The sequence below is a fragment of the Delftia sp. Cs1-4 genome (genome assembly GCF_000214395.1).
Taxonomy (GTDB): Bacteria; Pseudomonadota; Gammaproteobacteria; order Burkholderiales; family Burkholderiaceae_C; genus Comamonas; species Comamonas acidovorans.
This window is the reverse complement of sequence record NC_015563.1, coordinates 6,465,223-6,482,147: the sequence shown is the minus strand read 5'-3', so window position 1 is coordinate 6,482,147 and position 16,925 is coordinate 6,465,223. Positions and strand designations below refer to the sequence as shown.

The window sequence follows — 16,925 nt, the reverse complement described above, 5'->3', positions numbered from 1 at the left end:
TTCAGCTGTACTTTTTTGAGGGAGGCTGCTGCCTCGGCATGTGGCGGCGGTGCCCCCATCCGCCATGGCCCTTCAAGACGACGCAATCGCCCCGGCGCAAGCCGACCAACTCCAATCCGCCGATCCCGCCGACTGGCCCGTTGCGCCCGACTGGCAGCCCCTGGTCGAGGACTTCTTCGCGGGTGCCACAGGCCAGCAACTGCTGACCTTTCTGCACCAGCGCCTGGAAGCCGGCGCGGTGATCTTTCCGCCCCAGCCGCTGCGCGCGCTGGAGCTGACCCCGCCCGAGGAAGTGCGCGTGGTCATCCTGGGGCAGGACCCCTACCACGGCCGGGGGCAGGCCGAAGGCCTGTCGTTCTCGGTGGCGCCGGGCGTGCGCATGCCGCCCTCGCTGCAGAACATCTTCAAGGAGATGCAGCGTGACCTGGGCGTGCCCTTCCCGCCGTTCCCTAACCCGGGCGGCAGCCTGGTCAAGTGGGCCAGGAACGGCGTGCTGCTGCTCAACACCTGTCTCACGGTGGAGGAAGGCCAGGCGGCCAGCCACTCGGGCAAGGGCTGGGAGCTGCTGACCGATGCGGTGATCCGGCACATCGCCCAGGGCGAGCGGCCCGTGGTCTTCATGCTCTGGGGCAGCCATGCGCAGTCCAAGCGCGCCTTCATTCCGGCCGACCGGGGCCATCTGGTGCTGACCAGCAACCATCCCTCGCCGCTGTCGGCGCTGCGCCCGCCCGTGCCCTTCATCGGCAACGGGCACTTCGGCAAGGCGCGCGACTTCCGCGCTCAGCACGGTTACTGAGCAGCTCGTTCGGGGCGTGGCTCCACCATGGGGAACACGCTGTCGAAGCGGTCCAGCATGGACATGAGCGCCGTTACCTTGGAGGCGTCGCCCTCGATGCGCAGCTGGCCGCTCTTGATGGCCTCGGCCATCGTGGTCTCCTGGCCTGCAATGGCGTCCAGCGTGGCGCGCGTCAGGCGCAGGCTGGCATGGGCGGCGGGCGCAAGGCCCGGGCTCTGGGTGAGGGCGCTGTTCTCCAGGTTCAGGCTGCGCTGCTCGCCGGTGTCGGTGAAAGTCCAGTTGAGCACGATGCGCTGGCCTGCGGCCTTGCCCGCGTCCAGCCGCACGCCCAGGTAGTCGAAGAACATCTCCAGCGGCAGGCTGCGCACCAGGTCGCGCGCGGTGCTGCCGGGCCTGGGCAGCTGGGGCACGCCCTGGCGCAGTTCCGCCGCGCCCTGCAGGAAGGCGTTGCGGGCCGTGGCCGATTCCATCTGGTAGCCCAGCTGTTCATAGGCATTGGCCGCCAGGCGGCGTGCTGCCTGGTTGGCCGGGTCGGCAAAGACCAGCTGCGAGGCGATCTGCGCCACCCAGCGGTATTCGCCGCGTTCGTAGTCGGCCTGCGCACGGCGCAGCACGGCATCGGCGCCACCCATGTATTCCACGGTCTTGCGTGCGGCGGGCACGGGCGGCAGCGCCTCCAGCTGGGCCGGGTTGCCTTCGTAGTAGCCCAGGTAGTGCTGGTAGATGGCGCGGATGTTGTGGCGCAGGTGGCCGTAGAAGGCATGCGTTGCGCCGTCGCGGGCCAGGGATTCGGGCATCTTGAGCATCTCGGCGATCTCCGAGCCCACGTAGCCGTGGTTCATGAGGCGCACGGTCTGGTCGTGCAGGTATTTGTAGGTGTCGCGCTGGCCGGCCAGCAGGTGCTGCAGCCGGGGCTGGCCCCAGACCGGCCAGTGGTGCTGGGCGATCAGGATCTCGGCCTTGCCGCCATAGGTGTGCAGGGCGTCGTTCAGGTGGCGCGACCAGCCCAGCGCGTCACGCACCTGGGCGCCGCGCAGCGGCAGCAGGTTGTGCTGGGTGTGCACGGCGATCTCGGCCATGTTCAGCACCTTGAGCTGGGGGTAGTACATGATCATCTCGGCCGGCGCCTCGGCCCCGGGCGTGAGCGCGAACTCGATGTCCACGCCGTCGATGCGCAGGGTCTCGCGCGGCTTGTCGATCACGCGCGTGGGCGCGATCAGCCCCATGGTGCCGGGCGCACCCGCCTTGCCCAGCCCTGCGTCCACCTGTCCCCTGGCATCGCGCGGCAGAAGCATGCCGAACTGGTAGAGCGCGCGCCGGCCCATGGCGTGGCCGGCGATCACGTTCTCGCCCACGGCCTCGGCCATGAAGCCCGCCGGGGCGATGACCTGCACGCGGCCCGCATCCACCTCTTCCTGGCGCACCACGCCGCGCACGCCGCCGAAATGGTCCACATGGCTGTGCGAGTAGACGACGGCCACCACGGGCTTGCGCGGGCGGTGCTGGAAGTACAGGTCCATGGCGGCCTGGGCGGTCTCGGTGTACATCAGCGGATCGACCACGATCAGGCCGGTCTCGCCCTCGATGATGCTCATGTTCGACAGGTCCAGGCCGCGCACCTGGTAGAGCCTGTCGGTCACCCGGAACAGGCCGCTGACGCGGTTGCGCTGGGCCTGGCGCCACAGCGCGGGGTGCACGGTGTCGGGCGCCTGGTCCTGCTCCAGGAAGGCATAGGACTGCATGCTCCAGATGGGACGGCCCTGGGCATTGCGCACGACCAGGGTGTCGGCCGGTGCGATCAGGCCGCGCCGGGCGTCCTCCATGGCCTGCGCATCGTCCAGCGGCTGCTGTGCCAAGGCCGCCTGCTGGGCCGCGCGCGTGGCGGCGCTGGCCGGCTGGGGCCTGGCCATGTCGGAGACGGGCAGGCTGCCGTGGGCGCAGGCGCCCAGCAAAGCGGCTGTGGCCAGGCTGGCCAGCAGGCGGGAAGGGCGCGCCAGCGCGCGGGGCAGGGGGTGTGAGGCTTGCATGGAAAGGTCTCCTGGCATGTTCGATGTCAGCGGCGAAAATACGCAGGCCCGCCGGCTGTGTCTGTCAGCCACCCGACATCCCCTCTCATGCAAACTGCCCACGCCTTTTCCTACCTGCCTACGCTGCGCGCCGGCCGCTGGTTCAGCGCGTTGGCGCCGCAGTTTGCCGATTTGTTGCTGGCGCTGGCCCAGCCGCGCAGCCTGGAGACGGGCGAGGCCCTGTTCCTGCGCGGCGATGCGCTGGAGGGTGGGCTGTTCGCCGTGGTCCGGGGCAGCATCGGTTTTTCCGGGGTGGGTGGCCAGAGCGAGCATGCGCGCGAGGCCCTGCTCACGCGCATGGGCCCGGCCACCTGGTTTGGCGAGATCGCGCTGTTCGACGGTTCGCCGCGCACCCACGATGCCCACGCCATGGAGCCCAGCGTGGTGCTGCAGGTGCCGCGCCAGCCGCTGCTGGACTGGCTGCAGCAGCACCCCGCGCACTGGCATGACCTGGGCGTGCTGATGTCGGGGCGCATGCGGGCGGCCTTCGCGGCGCTGGAGGATCTGGCCCTGCTGCCCGCGCCCCAGCGCCTGGCGCGCCGCCTGGTGGCCATGGCGCGTGGCTACGGCGAGCGGCTGGACGATGTGCCGGCCCGGCCGCGCCTGGATATCACGCAGGAGCAGCTGGCGCGCATGCTGTCGATCTCGCGCCAGACCACCAACGTGCTGCTGCAGGGCCTGCAGGCGCGGGGCCTCATCCGCGTGCAGCGCGGCGAGATCGAGATCCTGCAGTGGCAGGCGCTGTGCGCCGAGCGGTTCTGAGAAGGCCCGGTTAGAGGGTCCATCAAGGCGGCGCTACGCGCTGCAGGCCGCCTGCTTCAGACCACCAGCACGCCTTCCACGTCCTGCACCTTGCGCCGCGCCAGTGCGAGATGGGCCTTGGCCTTGTCGAGCACCAGGTACAGGAACAGGCCCTCGTGGTGGGCGCGCGCCTTCAGGGCGGGGTCATTCTGCATGGGGGCTGTCCTGCGACAGGGCTTCGATCTGCAGCAGCAGCAACTCGATCAGTGCCACCACCTGCGCGCGCTCGCGCACATCGGCCGGCACCACCGGGCACAGCAGGCCACGCGACTGCAGGTGCAGGGCAAATCCTTCGAGGTCGGGCCGACCATGCCGGTCCATGCGGCACACGGCCACCACGCAGGCCGTGGTGCGCAGCGTGGCGGACAGGGCATTGATGTAGGTATCCAGGTCGCCCAGCGGGTCGGGCCGGCTGTTGTCGATCAGCAGGATCACCCCCAGCGCGCCGTGCGAGAGGATGTTCCACATGAAGTCGAAGCGCTCCTGGCCCGGCGTGCCGTACAGGTACAGTTTTTCGCCGTTGTCCAGGGTGAGTTCTCCGTAGTCCATGCCGGCGGTGGTCAGGGCCTTGTCCACTGCTGCGCCGGTGTTGCACACGTCGGTGCTGACCGGCGCGATCTCGCTGACGGCGCGTATGGCGGCGGTCTTGCCCGCGCCCGCGGTTCCGCAAATCAGGATCTTCAGTTCACTCATGCACGGAGGCTCTCGTCAATTGGGCAAGCCGCTGGCGGATGCGGTCGAGAATGCCCTGGGCGGGACCCGGGGCAGCACTGCTGCGGGGTGCCGTGGTGGTCCAGCGCAGCAGGCCGATGGCATCGAGGCGGTTCAGGAAGGCCGCGCAGATCTCTGGCGCAAGGCCCGAGCGCCGGCACAGCGCCTGCAAGGTGGTCGGCCGGCCCGTCATCAACGTGGCCAGGCGCATGTGGTGCGCGCTTGTCAGCAGCCGCTGGGGGGGCCAGCGCAGCAGCTGCACCAGCATGTCGGTCGCCGCTGCCGGGTGGGGGGCCGCCACCATGCGTTGCCCGGACGCCGTCTGGCGCACGGCCAGGGCGCGCAGGCCCATGGCATTGAGGCAGTCCTCCACCGCGTCGGCGCGCAGGGGCAGGCTCAGGTAGTCCCCCGTGGGGCGGGTGCTTTGGGGCTGACGGCCCACGCGCAGCGTCACCTGGCTGGACGGCGGCTCGTGCACGCCTTCATGCAGTACCACCAGGTCGGCCGAGGATTCCGTCCATTCCCAGCGGTGCTGCGTGCGGTGGTCCACCAGCCGCACGAAGGAGCGGAACAGCCTGGCGTCGCGGTCATCGAGGCCGCGCAGCGTGAAGGTGAGCGTGTGACGCTCATCCATGCCGCATTGCCTTCAGCAATTGCAGCCGCAACCGCAACCGCAATTGCAGTTGCCTTGCCCGCAGGCTCCGGCCTGCCTGTTTCCTTGTGCCCATCACGTTGCCGTTTCCTGTCCTGAATGCGCCGCACGGCAAAGCAAGCCGCGCATGCCAATGATTTCAAAGGAGATGCGGGCGAATCATAGGAAGCGCTTGGAGCGGGAGCGGGCAGTTCGCCAGCGTGATTCGGAATCGTCCGATATGTATTCGGATCAGTCCTATCGCATTGCGTTCCTGCAGCGAGACTTCAGACTCTCTGAGCGGTTTTTTTGTCGCTTCCGGATTTTCGGAGCCATGGCGACGCTGAAAAACAGGAGTTATCTGGTTGTTGTAACCAAGACCTTGGAATGCATTGCCAATTCAGCAGGCTTGCCGTGTTTTGTGTCTGGGCGTTCCATGCCAGGGCGCCAGGTGGATTACCAGGAGGTGGGCAGCCTGAGCTGCAGCATTTCCAGGAAAGACTGCGCCGCATGCGGTAGCGTGCGGCCGGCCAGGGTCTGCACCTCGATGTCGCGCAGGTCCATGCCCCGGTCGCTGAGCGCCACGGCCACCAGTGCGCCTGTGGCCACCATGTGGCGCGCGGCGATCTCGCTGGCCACGGCCACGGCGGCGCCCTGGGCTGCAAAGTTCAGCAGGGTCTTGCCGTGGTTGCTCTCCATCACGGGCATCAGCATCAGGCCCTGGCGGCTGCAGGCCGCGTCCAGCAACTGGCGCACGGCAGTATCGGCCGGTGTGAGTGCCAGGGGGTGGCGTACCAATTGGGCCAGCGACAGGCGGCGGGCCTGGGCCAAGGCATGGCCGGGTGCGACCAGGGCCACCAGGGGCGCCGCCACGCGGCAGGCCACGGCAATGCCTTTTTCAGGCGCGCGGCTGAAGCACAGGCCGATGTCGGCCGTGCCGCTGCGCACGGCCTCTGGCACGGCAGGCGTGGGCAGCACCATCACCTCGAAGACGATGCCGGCATGCGCGCGCTGGAACGCTGCGCACAGGCGCGGCAGGAACTCGTTGGCAAAGGCGTCGGAGCTTGCGATGCGCACGCGGCCGCTGCGCAGCCCCTGCAGGGCCTCGATCTCGCCCAGCGCGCGCTCGGCGTCCAGGCCGGCGCGGCGCACATGGTCGGCCAGGATCTCCCCGGCCGCATTGAGCACCATGCCGCGCGGGTGGCGTTCGAACAGCGGCGTGCCCAGCAGCGACTCCAGCGCCGCGATCTGGCGGCTGATGGCCGAGGCCGCCACATGCAGCCGCGCCGAGGCCTCGGTCAGCGATCCGCATTGCGCCACTTCGTGGAAGTAGCGCAGCGCGGTGTCCTGCAAAAGAAGGTGGCGGGCGTCGGGCATGTCGCCCCGATTGTCATCAATTTGCCGCAGAGGCAACGCAGGTTTGCAAATTTGCTGATGGCGGCAAAGGGGAGAGGGTTCTACGATGGCCTGTTGCGGCGTTGCTGGGGAGCAGCGGCTGCAGCCGTCCAACCCCTGTCCAGGAGTGTGCCCATGAAGGCATTGCCCAGCGTTTTACTTCCACGCCGCGCCATCGTGGCTGCAGCCTGTGCCCTGGCTGGCGCCATCGCCCTGCCCGCCGTGGCACAGGGCCAGGCGTCCTGGCCCTCGCACCCGGTGCGCCTGGTCGTGCCCTTTCCGGCCAGCGGCGCCACCGACCTCGTGGCGCGCGTGGTGGCGCAGCGCATGTCCCAGGACCTGGGCCAGCAGCTGGTCATCGACAACCGCCCCGGCGCGGGCGGCACCATCGGCACGGGCGAGGCCGCCAAGGCCTCGCCGGACGGCTACACGCTGCTGTTCACCACCAGCAGCACGCATGCCATCTCGCCGCATCTGATGACCCGTCTGGCCTACAAGGCCGACAAGGATTTCACGCCCATTGCCGAGATCGGCGGCGCGGCCAGCATCCTGCTGGTCACGCCCTCGCTGCCCGTGCGCAATGTGCAGGAGCTGATCACCTATGCCAAGGCCCATCCGGGCGCCCTCAACTACGCCAGCAGCGGCAACGGCACCATCGTCCACCTGAACGCGGCGGCCTTCGCGGCACGCGCGGGCCTGCAGCTGACCCATGTGCCCTACAAGGGCACGGCCCAGTCCATCACCGACCTGGCCGCTGGCCAGGTGCACCTGCTGTTCGACTCCATTCCCACCGGCATGCCCCATGTGGCCAGCGGCCGCCTGCGCGCACTGGCCGTGACCGGCGACAAGCGCAGCGCGCTGGCGCCCGACCTGCCCACGGTGGCCGAGTCCGGCCTGCCTGGCTATTCTTCGGTCACCTGGTTCGGCGTCTATGGCCCGGCCGGCATGAAGCCCGAGCTGGTGGCGCGGATCAATCAGGCCTTCAACAAGGCCATCCAGAATCCCGAGGTGGTGGCCAGCCTGGCCAAGCAGGGCGTGGAGGCCGCATCGCCCCGCACGCCCGCGCAGTTCGCTGCCATGGTGCAGGCCGACAGCGCGCGCTGGGCGCAGGTCATCAAAGAAAACAAAATCACCCTTGACTAACCTTTTCCCCATCGAGACATGACAAGCACCATCAAGGACTGGACACTTCCCTACGCCTCGCACCGCTCTTCGGTGCTGGGCCGCAACATGGTCTCCACCTCGCAGCCGCTGGCCGCGCAGGCCGGCCTGTCCATGCTGCTGGCCGGCGGCAATGCCGTGGATGCGGCCATTGCCACGGCCATGGCGCTGACCGTGGTCGAGCCCTCGGGCTGCGGCCTGGGCAGCGATGCCTTCTGCATCCTGTGGGATGGCAAGGAATTGCACGGCCTCAATGCCTCGGGCCGCTCGCCCGAGGCCTGGACGCCCGAGTACTTCGCCGGGCTGGGCGGCATCCCCGAGAAGGGCTGGAACGCCGTCACCGTGCCCGGCGCCGTCTCGGCCTGGGTGGAGCTGTCGCGCCGCTTCGGCAAGCTGCCGTTCGAGCAACTGGCCCAGCCCGCCATCCGCTATGCGCGCGACGGCTTTGCGGTCTCGCCCACCATCGCCACGCTGTGGGCGCTGGGCGGCGCCAAGCTCGGCGACCAGCCCGGTTTTGCCGAATGCTTCCTGCCCGATGGCAAGGCCCCCAAGGCGGGCGAGGTCTTCCGCAGCGAAGCCCATGCGCGCACGCTGGAGGAGATCGCCGCCACCAAGGGCGAGTCCTTCTACCGTGGCGCACTGGCGCGCTCGATGGCCGAGCACGCCAAGGCCTGCGGCGGCGCCATGACCGAGGCCGACCTGGCCGCCCACCAGGCCGACTGGGTCGGCACGGTGTCGCAGACCTTTGGCGACTCGGTGATCCACGAGATCCCGCCCAACGGCCAGGGCATTGCCGCGCTGATGGCGCTGGGCATGCTGGACGCACTGGGCGTGGGCGCAGAGCCGCTGGACGGCGTGGAGTCCGTGCACCTGCAGGTCGAGGCCATGAAGCTGGCCCTGGCCGACCTGCACGAATACAACGCCGACGGCGACCACATGCGCGTCGAATCCGCCCATCTGCTCGACGCCGGCTACCTGCGCGAACGCGCGGCGCTCATTGACCGCGAGCGCGCCAGCGCGCCCACCTACGGCGCACCGCGCCCGGGCGGCACGGTCTACCTGGCGGCGGCCGATGCCAGCGGCATGATGGTCTCGTTCATCCAGTCCAACTACATGGGCTTCGGCTCGGGCGTGGTCGTGCCGGGCACCGGCATCAGCCTGCAAAACCGCGGCCACGGCTTCACCACGCAAGCCGGCCATGCCAACGAGGTCGCGCCGCGCAAGCGCCCCTCGCACACCATCATCCCGGCCTTTGCGATGAACGCCGACGGCACGCCCCAGATGGCCTTTGGCGTGATGGGCGGCCCCATGCAGAGCCAGGGCCACCTGCAGATGGCCCTGCGCGTGCTGCGCTACGGCCAGAACCCCCAGGCCGCCGCCGACGCACCGCGCTGGCGCGTGACGGGCGGCAAGGGCGTGGCTGTGGAGCCGGCCTTCGACGCCGAGGTCGTCGCCGCCCTGCGCGCACGCGGCCATGAGGTCACGGTGGAGGAAGGCCATGGCGTCTTCGCCTTCGGCGGCGCGCAGTTGGTGCTGCGCGACGGCGACCACTACATCGGCGGATCGGACCCGCGCAAGGATGGGGGCGTGGTGGCGTTCTGAGCGGGGGCTGTGTCCGGCAGCCTCACCCCCAGCGCAACACCCAATCCGCCCGCCCCCGCGTTGCCGCAATGCGGCGCGCATTGGGCTCGTCCACCTGCGCCACCCAGTCGCGTGCGGCCTGGGGGCTGCGGCCGTGGAGTTCGTGGCGGCGGGTCAGGCGTTCGATGCGAAGGCGGTCGTCCATGTCCACGTACCAGACCTCGTCCAGCAGCGCGTGCACGGCATGCCAGTGTGTGCCCGGCGCATCCTGTTCCTCCATCAGCAGGTAATTGCCTTCGGTGATGACCAGGGGCACGCCGGGCGCGATGGCGATGGCGCCTGCAATGGGCTCCTCGATGGCGCGCCGGAATTCGGGGGCGTAAACCGTTTCACCGGCCACGGGCGTGTGCAGGCGGCGCAGCAGCGCCACGTAGCCGGCCGAGTCGAAGGTGTCGGGCGCGCCCTTGCGCTGCGCGCGGCCCAGGCGCTGCAGCGCGGACTGCGCCAGGTGGAAGCCGTCCATGGGCACGGCCGCCGCCAGCGGGCCCAGCGCCTGCAGCAGGGCCGCGCAGGCCGTGCTCTTGCCTGCGCCGGGCGGGCCCGCCAGGCCCAGCAGGCGGCGGGGGCCGGAGCGTGCCAGCGCAAACGCACGCGCCAGGGCTTCGGGCGGCAGGATGGCCGTCATGCGCGTGCCTGCTGCGCGCTGGCCAGCCCGTCTGCCATGAAGCCGCGTGCGTGCAGGGCCAGGTCCATGCCGTCTTCCCACATCGGGCGCCAGATGGCCAGCGCGTTCGACAACTGCTCGTTGACGATGGCCGACGAGAAACTCTCGAAGGTGACGGTGCCCTGGTAGCCGATCTGCGCGAGCGCACCGAAGAACTGCGCGAAGTCGATGTGGCCCGCGCCCAGGTAGCCGCGGTGGTTCTCGCCGATGTGCACATAGCCCAGCCGCTGTCCGCAGGCCAGCACGGGCGCGGCGAGGTCGGCTTCCTCGATGTTCATGTGGTAGGTGTCCAGGTGCACGCAGACATGGGGTTGGCCGACTTCGTCGATGAACTCCAGCGCTTGCGTGGCCGTGTTCAGCAGATTGCTTTCGTAGCGGTTGACCACCTCCAGGCCCAGCGTGACGCCGCGCTCGCCCGCGAAGTCGGCAATGCGCCGCACGGCCTCGATCGCGTTGCGCCGGCCCTGCGGCGTGCAGGGGTGGCCGTATTTCGCCATGGCGCCGTAGAGGATGCCGCCGAAATAGCGTCCGCCCAGGCGCGCCGTGATGTCCACGCCCTCTTGCAGCAGCGCCAGGCCGAGCGCGACCACGGCGGGGTCTTCGCTGGAGACATCGGCCTCGAAGGTCAGCCCGCGCGAGCAGCCCACGCCCAGGCCATGCTCCTGCAGCAGATCACGCGTGAGCGCCAGGTCCATGAGCCGGGGGCCGTGCAGGGACAGCTCGACCAGGTCGTAACCGGCCTGGCGCGTCTGCTCGATCACATGGCGGGTGGAGGCCGGCGACAGGTCGCCGGCCCATACAAGGGCGTGGATGCCGAGGGGGTTCATAGGGGCTCCGGGTGGACGCTGCGAGAGAGTGAAGGGGAGGGTTCGGCGGGTGCCCGGGCACGGCCCCGCCAGCGCGCGAGCAGGTGGCGCGCGGCCACGGCGGCGATCATGGTGGCGCCCCACAGGGCCTGCGTGAGCTGGGCATTGGCGCCCAGCAGGTTCACCCCGCTGGACAGCACCTGCAGGATGAGCAGGGCGACGAACAGCCCCGACACCCTGCCGAAGCCGCCCATGGGATCGGTGCCGCCCAGGATGGCCGCAAGCACCGTGACCAGCAGGTAGGACTGGGCGTAGCCCGCACTGGCCGAGTTGAAGCGCGCCATCATCAGCACGGCCGCGATCCAGCACAGCAGCGTGGACAGGGTGTAGACGCCGATCAGCACGCGGCGCGTATCGATGCCCGCATGGCGCGTGGCCTCGGCATTGGAGCCGACCATGCGGATGGCCAGCCCGTGGCGCGTGCTGCCCAGGTACAGGCCCACCAGCAGGCACACGGCCGCGAAGATCCAGAACGGCAGCGGCAGGCCCAGCCACTGGGCCGAGCCCAGGGCCTGGAAGGCCTCGGGAAAGCCTGCAATGGGCTTGCCGCGCGTGAGCCAGACGCACAGGCCGTTGATCAGCGACATGGTGCCCAGCGTGACGAGGATGGGATGCGCATGGACGCGCGCCACCAGCCAGCCGCTGGCCAGTCCCACCAGCAGGCTGGCGAGGGCGCCCACGGTCAGTGCCGCGGCGATGAGCAGGCCCTCATGGCCCGACAGGTCCAGGCCCAGCGCCGACAGGCCTCCCACCAGCACCCAGGCCATGGCCAGGCCCGCCATGTTGGCGCTGGCGACCACGGCCAGGTTGATGCCGCCACTGACCAGCGGCAGCATCTGCGCCAGTGCCAGCAGGCCCAGCTCGGGGATTTGCAGCAGCACCGATTGCAGCGTGCCCAGGGTGGCGAAGCTGCCGGGCAGCAGCAGCGTGAACACGGCGCACAGCAGCGCCAGCAGCGCGATCAGGCCCAGCGGCGCGCCAGTGCTGCGGTTCATGGCGCGGCCCCCGCCAAAGGCGCTGCAGGGGTGGCGTCAGCGCTGCGCTGCTGGTTGCGTCGCTGCGTGCGCCGCAGTCCCGTTGCGGCGGCGCAGGCCAGTACCACGGCGCCCAGCAGCACCTGGAAGAAATACGGCGACACGCCCAGCAGGTTCAGCCCGTTGCGCAGCACGGCCAGCAGCAGCACGCCCATCAGCACACCGCCCACGCTGCCCGTGCCGCCGAACAGGCTGGCGCCGCCCAACACGGCGGCCGCGAGCACGAACAGCTCCGTGCCGACCAGGGCGTTGGGCACCGACTCGCCCACGCGGTGCGCCTGCACCAGGCCTGCGATGGCCGCCATCATGCCGAGCCAGCCATAGGCCACGCCCTGGATGGCGCCCAGCCCGATGCCCATGCGGTGCGCGGCCTCGGGGTTGCCGCCGAAGGCGTACAGGCGCCGCCCCAGCGCGCTGCGGCTCAGCAGCAGCGCGGTCAGCAGGGCGGCCGCAGCGGCCACGGCGATGGGCAGGGTCAGGCGCACGGGGTCTGTGCCGTCGGTGCCCGCGAAGCGGGCCAGCACCACGGAATCGCTCCACCACGACGGCAGGTCGTAGATGGACCGGCCGCCCGTGCCATGCATCAGCAGCGCGAAGTACAGGTTCAGCGTGGAGATGGTGATGATGATGGAGGTGGCGCGCAGGCGGTGGATGAGCAGGGCGTTGAATGCGCCCAGCGCCAGTCCCGTGGCCAGGCCCAGCGCGATGCTGGCCGCCGGTGCCCAGCCCAGGCGTGTGGCCGCGAGGGCCGCAAGGTACTGCGCCACCGTGGCCGTGGCGGCAAACGAGATGTCGATGCCGCCCGCGACCAGCACCACCAGCAGGCCCACGGCCATGATGGCGGTGACCGATGCGCCCTCGGCCACGTCCATCCAGTTGCCCAGCGTCCAGAAGCCCGGCGCCAGGGCGCCGAACAGCAGGGCCATGGCGGCAATGGCCAGGCCCAGCCGGGCCACGGGGTGGTGCAGCAGCGCGTGTGCGTGTTCAGGCATGGACGGCCTCCTCGATCTGGCTTTCGGAATGCACCCCCGGCACGAACTCGCCGGCCATGCGCCCGCCGCGCATGTGCAGCACGCGGTCGCAGTGGGCATGGACCTCGGCCACCTCGTCCGAGATGACGATCACCGCCATGCCCTGTGCGGCGAGCCCGTGCACGATCTCGAAGATGCCCTGGCGGTTGCCGATGTCCACGCCCACGGTGGGCGAGTCGAGGATCAGCAGGCGTGGCGCGGTCGCCAGCCAGCGGGCCAGCACCACGCGCTGGGCATTGCCGCCCGACAGCTGGTGCACGGGTGCGTCCAGCGCGGGCAGGCGCATGTGCAGGCGGTCGCGCCACTGGGCCGCAGTGGCGGCGCGGCGACTGGCGGGCAGCCAGCCCAGCGGGCCGGACAGGCGCGGCAGCATGGCCAGCACCAGGTTGTCCTGCACGGACTGGCGCAGGTTCAGGCCGATGGACTGGCGGTCCTCGGGCACATAGGCAATGCCCGCCGCCATGGCGTCGCGGTTGCTGCGCAGCGCCAGCGTGCGGCCGCCCAGGCGGATGCTGCCGCGGTCGGGCCGGCGCATGCCGAACAGGCCCAGGGCCAGCTCGGTGCGGCCCGCGCCCAGCAGCCCGGTCAGGCCCAGGATCTCGCCCTCGCGCACATCGAAGCTCACGTCCTCGTAGTCGCCGTCGCGGCCCAGGCCGCGCACTTCCAGCAGCACGGGCGCGGCGGACATGTCGCGCGCATGCAGGCGCTCATCCACTTCCTGCCCGGTCATCAGCGTGGCCAGTTGCCTGCCCGACAGTTGCGCGGCGGGCCAGGTGCCCAGCTTGCGCCCGTCGCGCAGCACGGTGACGCGGTCGGCGATCTCCATGACCTCGTCCAGCTTGTGGCTCACGAAGACGATGGCCATGCCATCGGCCTGGAGCCGGCGCACCACGGCCAGCAGCGCATCGACCTCGGCGCGCGTGAGCGAGGCCGTGGGCTCGTCCATGAACAGCAGCCTGGCCCGGGCCGCCATGCCCCGGCAGATGGCCACAAGCTGGCGGCCCGCAATGGGCAGGTCGCCCACCCGCGCATCCAGCGGCAGCGCAATGCCCAGGCGCCGCATCACGGCCTGGGCCGCCTCGCGCTGGCGCCTGCGGCGCACGGGCGCCCACCAGCGGCCCATGGCCTGGTCGAAGGCGATGTTCTCGGCCACGCTCAGGTTGGGAAACAGCGACAGGTCCTGGTAGATCACCTGAATGCCCAGGGACTTGGCCAGCGCCGGGTCCAGCCGCTGCACGGGCTGTCCGCCGATGTCGATGCACGCGCCCGGCTGCGGCGCGTGCACGCCGCTGAGCACCTTGATCGCCGTGCTCTTGCCGCTGCCGTTGCTGCCCATCAGGCAGTGCACCTCGCCGGGCATCACGTCCCAGTCCAGCGCATGCAGCGCGGTGGCGTCGCCAAAGCGCACGGTGACCGCCTGCATGCGGACCAGTGCCGTTGTGGTGGCATCCATGGCAGCGCGCGGCTCACAGGCCCAGGCTGACCAGCCGGTCTATGGTCTGCCGGTTGATCGGCTCCAGCTTCTGGCCCTGGATGTTGCGGCGCTCGGGGTCCACCTGGACCGTGCCCAGGCCCGGTATCTCCATGCCGTCCGTGGGCTCGCGGCCGTCGATCAGCATCTTGCCCACATGCACGATCACCTCGCCGGCCAGCGCGGGGTTCCAGATGAAGCCCTCGCGGATCACGCCGTCGCGCACCAGCTTGGCGCCCTGGCCCGGCGAGAACGAGCCCACCACGGCAATGCGCTCGGCTTTGCGCGCATCGGCCACCGCGCGGCCCGCGCCAATGGGGCCCTGGCTGCCGAAGGCCAGAAAGCCCTTGAGGTCAGGGTGGGCGCGCATCAGGTCCTGGGCGCTGCGGTAGGAGTCGTCCAGGCTCTCGGCCACGCCGAAGCGCTCGGACACCAGCTGCATCTTCGGCCACTGCTTTTTCTGGTGGGCGATGGCCGCATCGGCCCAGGCGTTGTGCAGCGGCACGGTCAGCGAGCCCACGAAGACCACGTACTTGCCTTCGCCACCCATGGCCTTGCCCAGGCTGTCCATGTGGCGCTCGCCAAAGCCCGCGACGCTGCTCAGCTCGATGTTCCAGTCGGCGCCCTTCTGGTCGGGCGACTCGTGCGTGAGCACCTTGATGCCCGCGCTGCGCGCACGCCGGAACACGGGCTCCAGTGCCCTGGCATCGTTGGGCACCACGGCGATGACCTTGCTGCGGCGCGCGATCAGGTCCTCGACCGCGCGCACCTGCTGGGCCGCATCGGCCTCGGTGGGGCCGACCATGCCGCTGGAGATGCCCAGCTCGCGGCCTGCCTTGCGGATGCCGGCCTCCATGGCGTTGAACCACGGAATGCCCCCGACCTTGGCCACCACCGACACATCCTCGGCGCTGGCCGCGCCTGCCAGCACCGCCAGGGTGTAGGCCAGCAGTGCCCTCGAGAACCGGCTGAATCCATGGAACATGGCGCTCCTCCCTCTGTTTTGCACAATCGATTGCGCAAACTATAGACAGATGGACTTCCATTGCCGATGCGGGATTTCCCGGGCCGCTGCTGCGTGCCGGTGCCGGTCCGCCCGAATCGCTGCCGCAGCGGCTACGATGGCCGCCGAGCGCTCCCGTCCCAACCCCCTGCAGAGCACCGTGAACCGCCCCCGAACCTCCACCATCTACGACCTGGCCGAACTGGCCGGCACCTCGGCCTCGACGGTCAGCGCCATCCTCAACGGCAGCTGGCAGTCGCGGCGCATCAGCGAGGAGACCGCGCGCCGCGTGCAGCAGCTTGCCCAGGAACACAGCTTTGCCGTGAACCGCCAGGCCAGTGGCCTGCGCCGCCAGCGCTCGGGGCTGATCGGCATGGTGATTCCCACGCACGAGGACCGCTTCTTCGGCGCGCTGTCCCAGGCCTTCGAGCGCATGGCCCACGCGCGCGGCCTGTGCCCGCTGGTGGTCAGCACGCTGCGTGACGGCGCGCTGGAGGTGGAGACCGTGCGCTCGCTGATCGCCTTTCGCGTGGAGCACCTCATCGTCACGGGCGCCACCCGGCCCGACGCCATCAGCGCCGAATGCCGCAAGGCCGGCGTGCGCCATGTCAACGTGGATCTGCCCGGGAAGAAGGCGCCCTCCGTCACCAGCGACAACCGCTGGGGTGCGGCCGAACTCACGCGCCTGCTGCTGGCGCGCTCCAGGCCCCCGGCAGGTGCGCCGCAGGACGCCATCTGCTTTCTGGGCGGCGTCCGCAAGGAGTACGCCACCGAGCAGCGCCTGGCCGGCTTTCGCGAAGCCCTGGCGCCCCACACGCCGGTGGCGGACGAGCACATCATTTGCTGCGGCTACGACCCCGAAGCGGCCCGCCTTGCCATGGCAGCGCTCTACCAGCGCCTGGGTGGCCTGCCGCGCGCCCTGCTGTTTTCATCGGGCATCACGCTGCAGGGCGCCATCCGCTTCCTGCGCGCACTGCCCGATGCGGAACTGGCGCAATGCAGCTTTGGCAGCTACGACTGGGACCCCTATGCCGAATGCCTGCGCTTTCCGGTGCACATGGTGCGCCAGAACGTCGAAGGCCTGATGGCCGAGGCCTTCCGCGCCATCGACGGCGAAGGCCTGCGCGCGGGGCAGGTGGTGCAGGTGCGGCCGCAGTTGGTGGAGTGGGGGGAGGGCGTGCATCCCACGCCATAGGCGCGAAACCTCGGCTGGCTCAGTGCGCGCCAGCAGTGTCTTGCTGCGCAATGTGGCTGACGTGGATCACGTCGCTGCTTTGCCTGCGCGCTCACGGATTGCCGCTGCCGGCTGGCCGCAGCAATTCCCATGGCTCCACTTCCAGGGCCCTTGCCAGCATTTCCACTTCGGTGAGCTTGGCGGAGCCGGCCTTGCCATCCTTGCCCGGCTTGCGCCGATCCGGGCTCAGATACAGGCTGATCGTTGTCTGGCCCACTCCGCATTTTTTGGCCAGCGCCATTTGCTTCAAGCCCTTTTTCTCCATGTGGAGGGCCAGGTTGTCGGCAAGGATCTGGTTGAGGGAGCTTTCAGGCATGGGGCGAGTGTGCAGAACTTTGCCCACAAAGTGTTGTTTGACATTGCGGAAAACCGGTCGCGTCGATTCTTGATCCCAGGTCATACCGCAGACATGCGGATAGT

The 16,925-nt window shown here is 69.9% G+C and carries 17 protein-coding genes; 5 read left to right on the top strand and 12 right to left on the bottom strand.

Annotated elements, in window-relative coordinates; genetic code table 11:
- The first annotated feature begins 64 nt into the window (after positions 1 to 64).
- Positions 65 to 796 carry a uracil-DNA glycosylase gene (locus DELCS14_RS28490; protein ID WP_013804667.1) on the top strand — a complete coding sequence of 244 codons (732 nt, stop codon included), beginning with the start codon at positions 65 to 67 and terminating at the stop codon, positions 794 to 796.
- Here the strand turns inward: DELCS14_RS28490 and DELCS14_RS28485 are convergent.
- Positions 790 to 2,823 (bottom strand): alkyl sulfatase dimerization domain-containing protein, encoded by a 2,034-nt coding sequence (locus tag DELCS14_RS28485; RefSeq protein WP_013804666.1) that lies wholly within the window; start codon positions 2,821 to 2,823, stop codon positions 790 to 792. The two genes, DELCS14_RS28490 and DELCS14_RS28485, sit on opposite strands and share 7 nt — an antisense overlap.
- Positions 2,824 to 2,910: 87 nt before the next feature.
- Here DELCS14_RS28485 and DELCS14_RS28480 point away from each other — a divergent pair, with 87 nt between their 5' ends.
- A complete protein-coding gene (locus DELCS14_RS28480; protein WP_013804665.1) occupies positions 2,911 to 3,624 on the top strand; it encodes a Crp/Fnr family transcriptional regulator in 714 nt (237 codons plus the stop codon).
- 56 nt (positions 3,625 to 3,680) lie between these two features.
- Here the strand turns inward: DELCS14_RS28480 and DELCS14_RS31070 are convergent, their stop codons facing one another.
- The 4 genes from DELCS14_RS31070 to DELCS14_RS28465 form a co-directional block, all read right to left on the bottom strand.
- Positions 3,681 to 3,818 carry a hypothetical protein gene (locus DELCS14_RS31070; RefSeq protein ID WP_013804664.1) on the bottom strand — a complete coding sequence of 46 codons (138 nt, stop codon included), beginning with the start codon at positions 3,816 to 3,818 and terminating at the stop codon, positions 3,681 to 3,683.
- Positions 3,808 to 4,356: an ATP/GTP-binding protein gene (locus DELCS14_RS28475; protein WP_013804663.1), complete on the bottom strand. Its 549-nt coding sequence runs from the start codon at positions 4,354 to 4,356 to the stop codon at positions 3,808 to 3,810. Before DELCS14_RS28475 ends, DELCS14_RS31070 begins: the two co-directional genes overlap by 11 nt.
- Positions 4,349 to 5,008 (bottom strand): hypothetical protein, encoded by a 660-nt coding sequence (locus DELCS14_RS28470; RefSeq protein ID WP_013804662.1) that lies wholly within the window; start codon positions 5,006 to 5,008, stop codon positions 4,349 to 4,351. The genes DELCS14_RS28475 and DELCS14_RS28470 overlap by 8 nt, the downstream gene beginning before the upstream one ends.
- A 453-nt stretch (positions 5,009 to 5,461) precedes the next feature.
- Complete coding sequence (locus DELCS14_RS28465; protein ID WP_013804661.1) at positions 5,462 to 6,382, bottom strand: LysR family transcriptional regulator; 921 nt, start codon at positions 6,380 to 6,382, stop codon at positions 5,462 to 5,464.
- A gap of 153 nt (positions 6,383 to 6,535) precedes the next feature.
- Between DELCS14_RS28465 and DELCS14_RS28460 the strand changes: the two genes are divergently transcribed.
- Together DELCS14_RS28460 and DELCS14_RS28455 are read left to right on the top strand one after the other, a co-directional pair.
- The gene (locus DELCS14_RS28460) at positions 6,536 to 7,543 is read left to right on the top strand and encodes a tripartite tricarboxylate transporter substrate binding protein (RefSeq protein ID WP_013804660.1); all 1,008 of its coding nucleotides are present in this window, start codon (positions 6,536 to 6,538) and stop codon (positions 7,541 to 7,543) included.
- An 18-nt stretch (positions 7,544 to 7,561) separates the two neighbouring features.
- Positions 7,562 to 9,163 carry a gamma-glutamyltransferase family protein gene (locus DELCS14_RS28455; RefSeq protein ID WP_013804659.1) on the top strand — a complete coding sequence of 534 codons (1,602 nt, stop codon included), beginning with the start codon at positions 7,562 to 7,564 and terminating at the stop codon, positions 9,161 to 9,163.
- 22 nt (positions 9,164 to 9,185) lie between these two features.
- Here DELCS14_RS28455 and DELCS14_RS28450 read toward each other — a convergent pair whose 3' ends face one another.
- Genes DELCS14_RS28450 through DELCS14_RS28425 form a run of 6 tightly spaced genes read right to left on the bottom strand, consistent with a single transcriptional unit; the run spans position 9,186 to position 15,253 of the window.
- On the bottom strand, positions 9,186 to 9,827 hold the full coding sequence (locus DELCS14_RS28450; RefSeq protein ID WP_013804658.1) for a nucleoside/nucleotide kinase family protein: 642 nt from the start codon (positions 9,825 to 9,827) through the stop codon (positions 9,186 to 9,188).
- On the bottom strand, positions 9,824 to 10,693 hold the full coding sequence (locus tag DELCS14_RS28445) for a sugar phosphate isomerase/epimerase family protein (protein ID WP_013804657.1): 870 nt from the start codon (positions 10,691 to 10,693) through the stop codon (positions 9,824 to 9,826). Before DELCS14_RS28445 ends, DELCS14_RS28450 begins: the two co-directional genes overlap by 4 nt.
- On the bottom strand, positions 10,690 to 11,727 hold the full coding sequence (locus tag DELCS14_RS28440; protein ID WP_013804656.1) for an ABC transporter permease: 1,038 nt from the start codon (positions 11,725 to 11,727) through the stop codon (positions 10,690 to 10,692). Before DELCS14_RS28440 ends, DELCS14_RS28445 begins: the two co-directional genes overlap by 4 nt.
- Entirely contained in the window at positions 11,724 to 12,758 is a 1,035-nt protein-coding gene (locus DELCS14_RS28435; RefSeq protein ID WP_013804655.1) for an ABC transporter permease, read from the bottom strand. The genes DELCS14_RS28440 and DELCS14_RS28435 overlap by 4 nt, the downstream gene beginning before the upstream one ends.
- The gene (locus DELCS14_RS28430; RefSeq protein WP_013804654.1) at positions 12,751 to 14,250 is read right to left on the bottom strand and encodes a sugar ABC transporter ATP-binding protein; all 1,500 of its coding nucleotides are present in this window, start codon (positions 14,248 to 14,250) and stop codon (positions 12,751 to 12,753) included. Before DELCS14_RS28430 ends, DELCS14_RS28435 begins: the two co-directional genes overlap by 8 nt.
- A gap of 13 nt (positions 14,251 to 14,263) precedes the next feature.
- Positions 14,264 to 15,253 carry a substrate-binding domain-containing protein gene (locus tag DELCS14_RS28425; RefSeq protein ID WP_013804653.1) on the bottom strand — a complete coding sequence of 330 codons (990 nt, stop codon included), beginning with the start codon at positions 15,251 to 15,253 and terminating at the stop codon, positions 14,264 to 14,266.
- Positions 15,254 to 15,431: 178 nt separating this feature from the next.
- Here DELCS14_RS28425 and DELCS14_RS28420 point away from each other — a divergent pair, with 178 nt between their 5' ends.
- Positions 15,432 to 16,466 (top strand): LacI family DNA-binding transcriptional regulator, encoded by a 1,035-nt coding sequence (locus tag DELCS14_RS28420; protein ID WP_228676830.1) that lies wholly within the window; start codon positions 15,432 to 15,434, stop codon positions 16,464 to 16,466.
- Positions 16,467 to 16,557: 91 nt separating this feature from the next.
- Here DELCS14_RS28420 and DELCS14_RS28415 read toward each other — a convergent pair whose 3' ends face one another.
- Entirely contained in the window at positions 16,558 to 16,905 is a 348-nt protein-coding gene (locus DELCS14_RS28415; protein ID WP_157158324.1) for a helix-turn-helix transcriptional regulator, read from the bottom strand.
- Positions 16,906 to 16,925 lie beyond the last annotated feature (20 nt).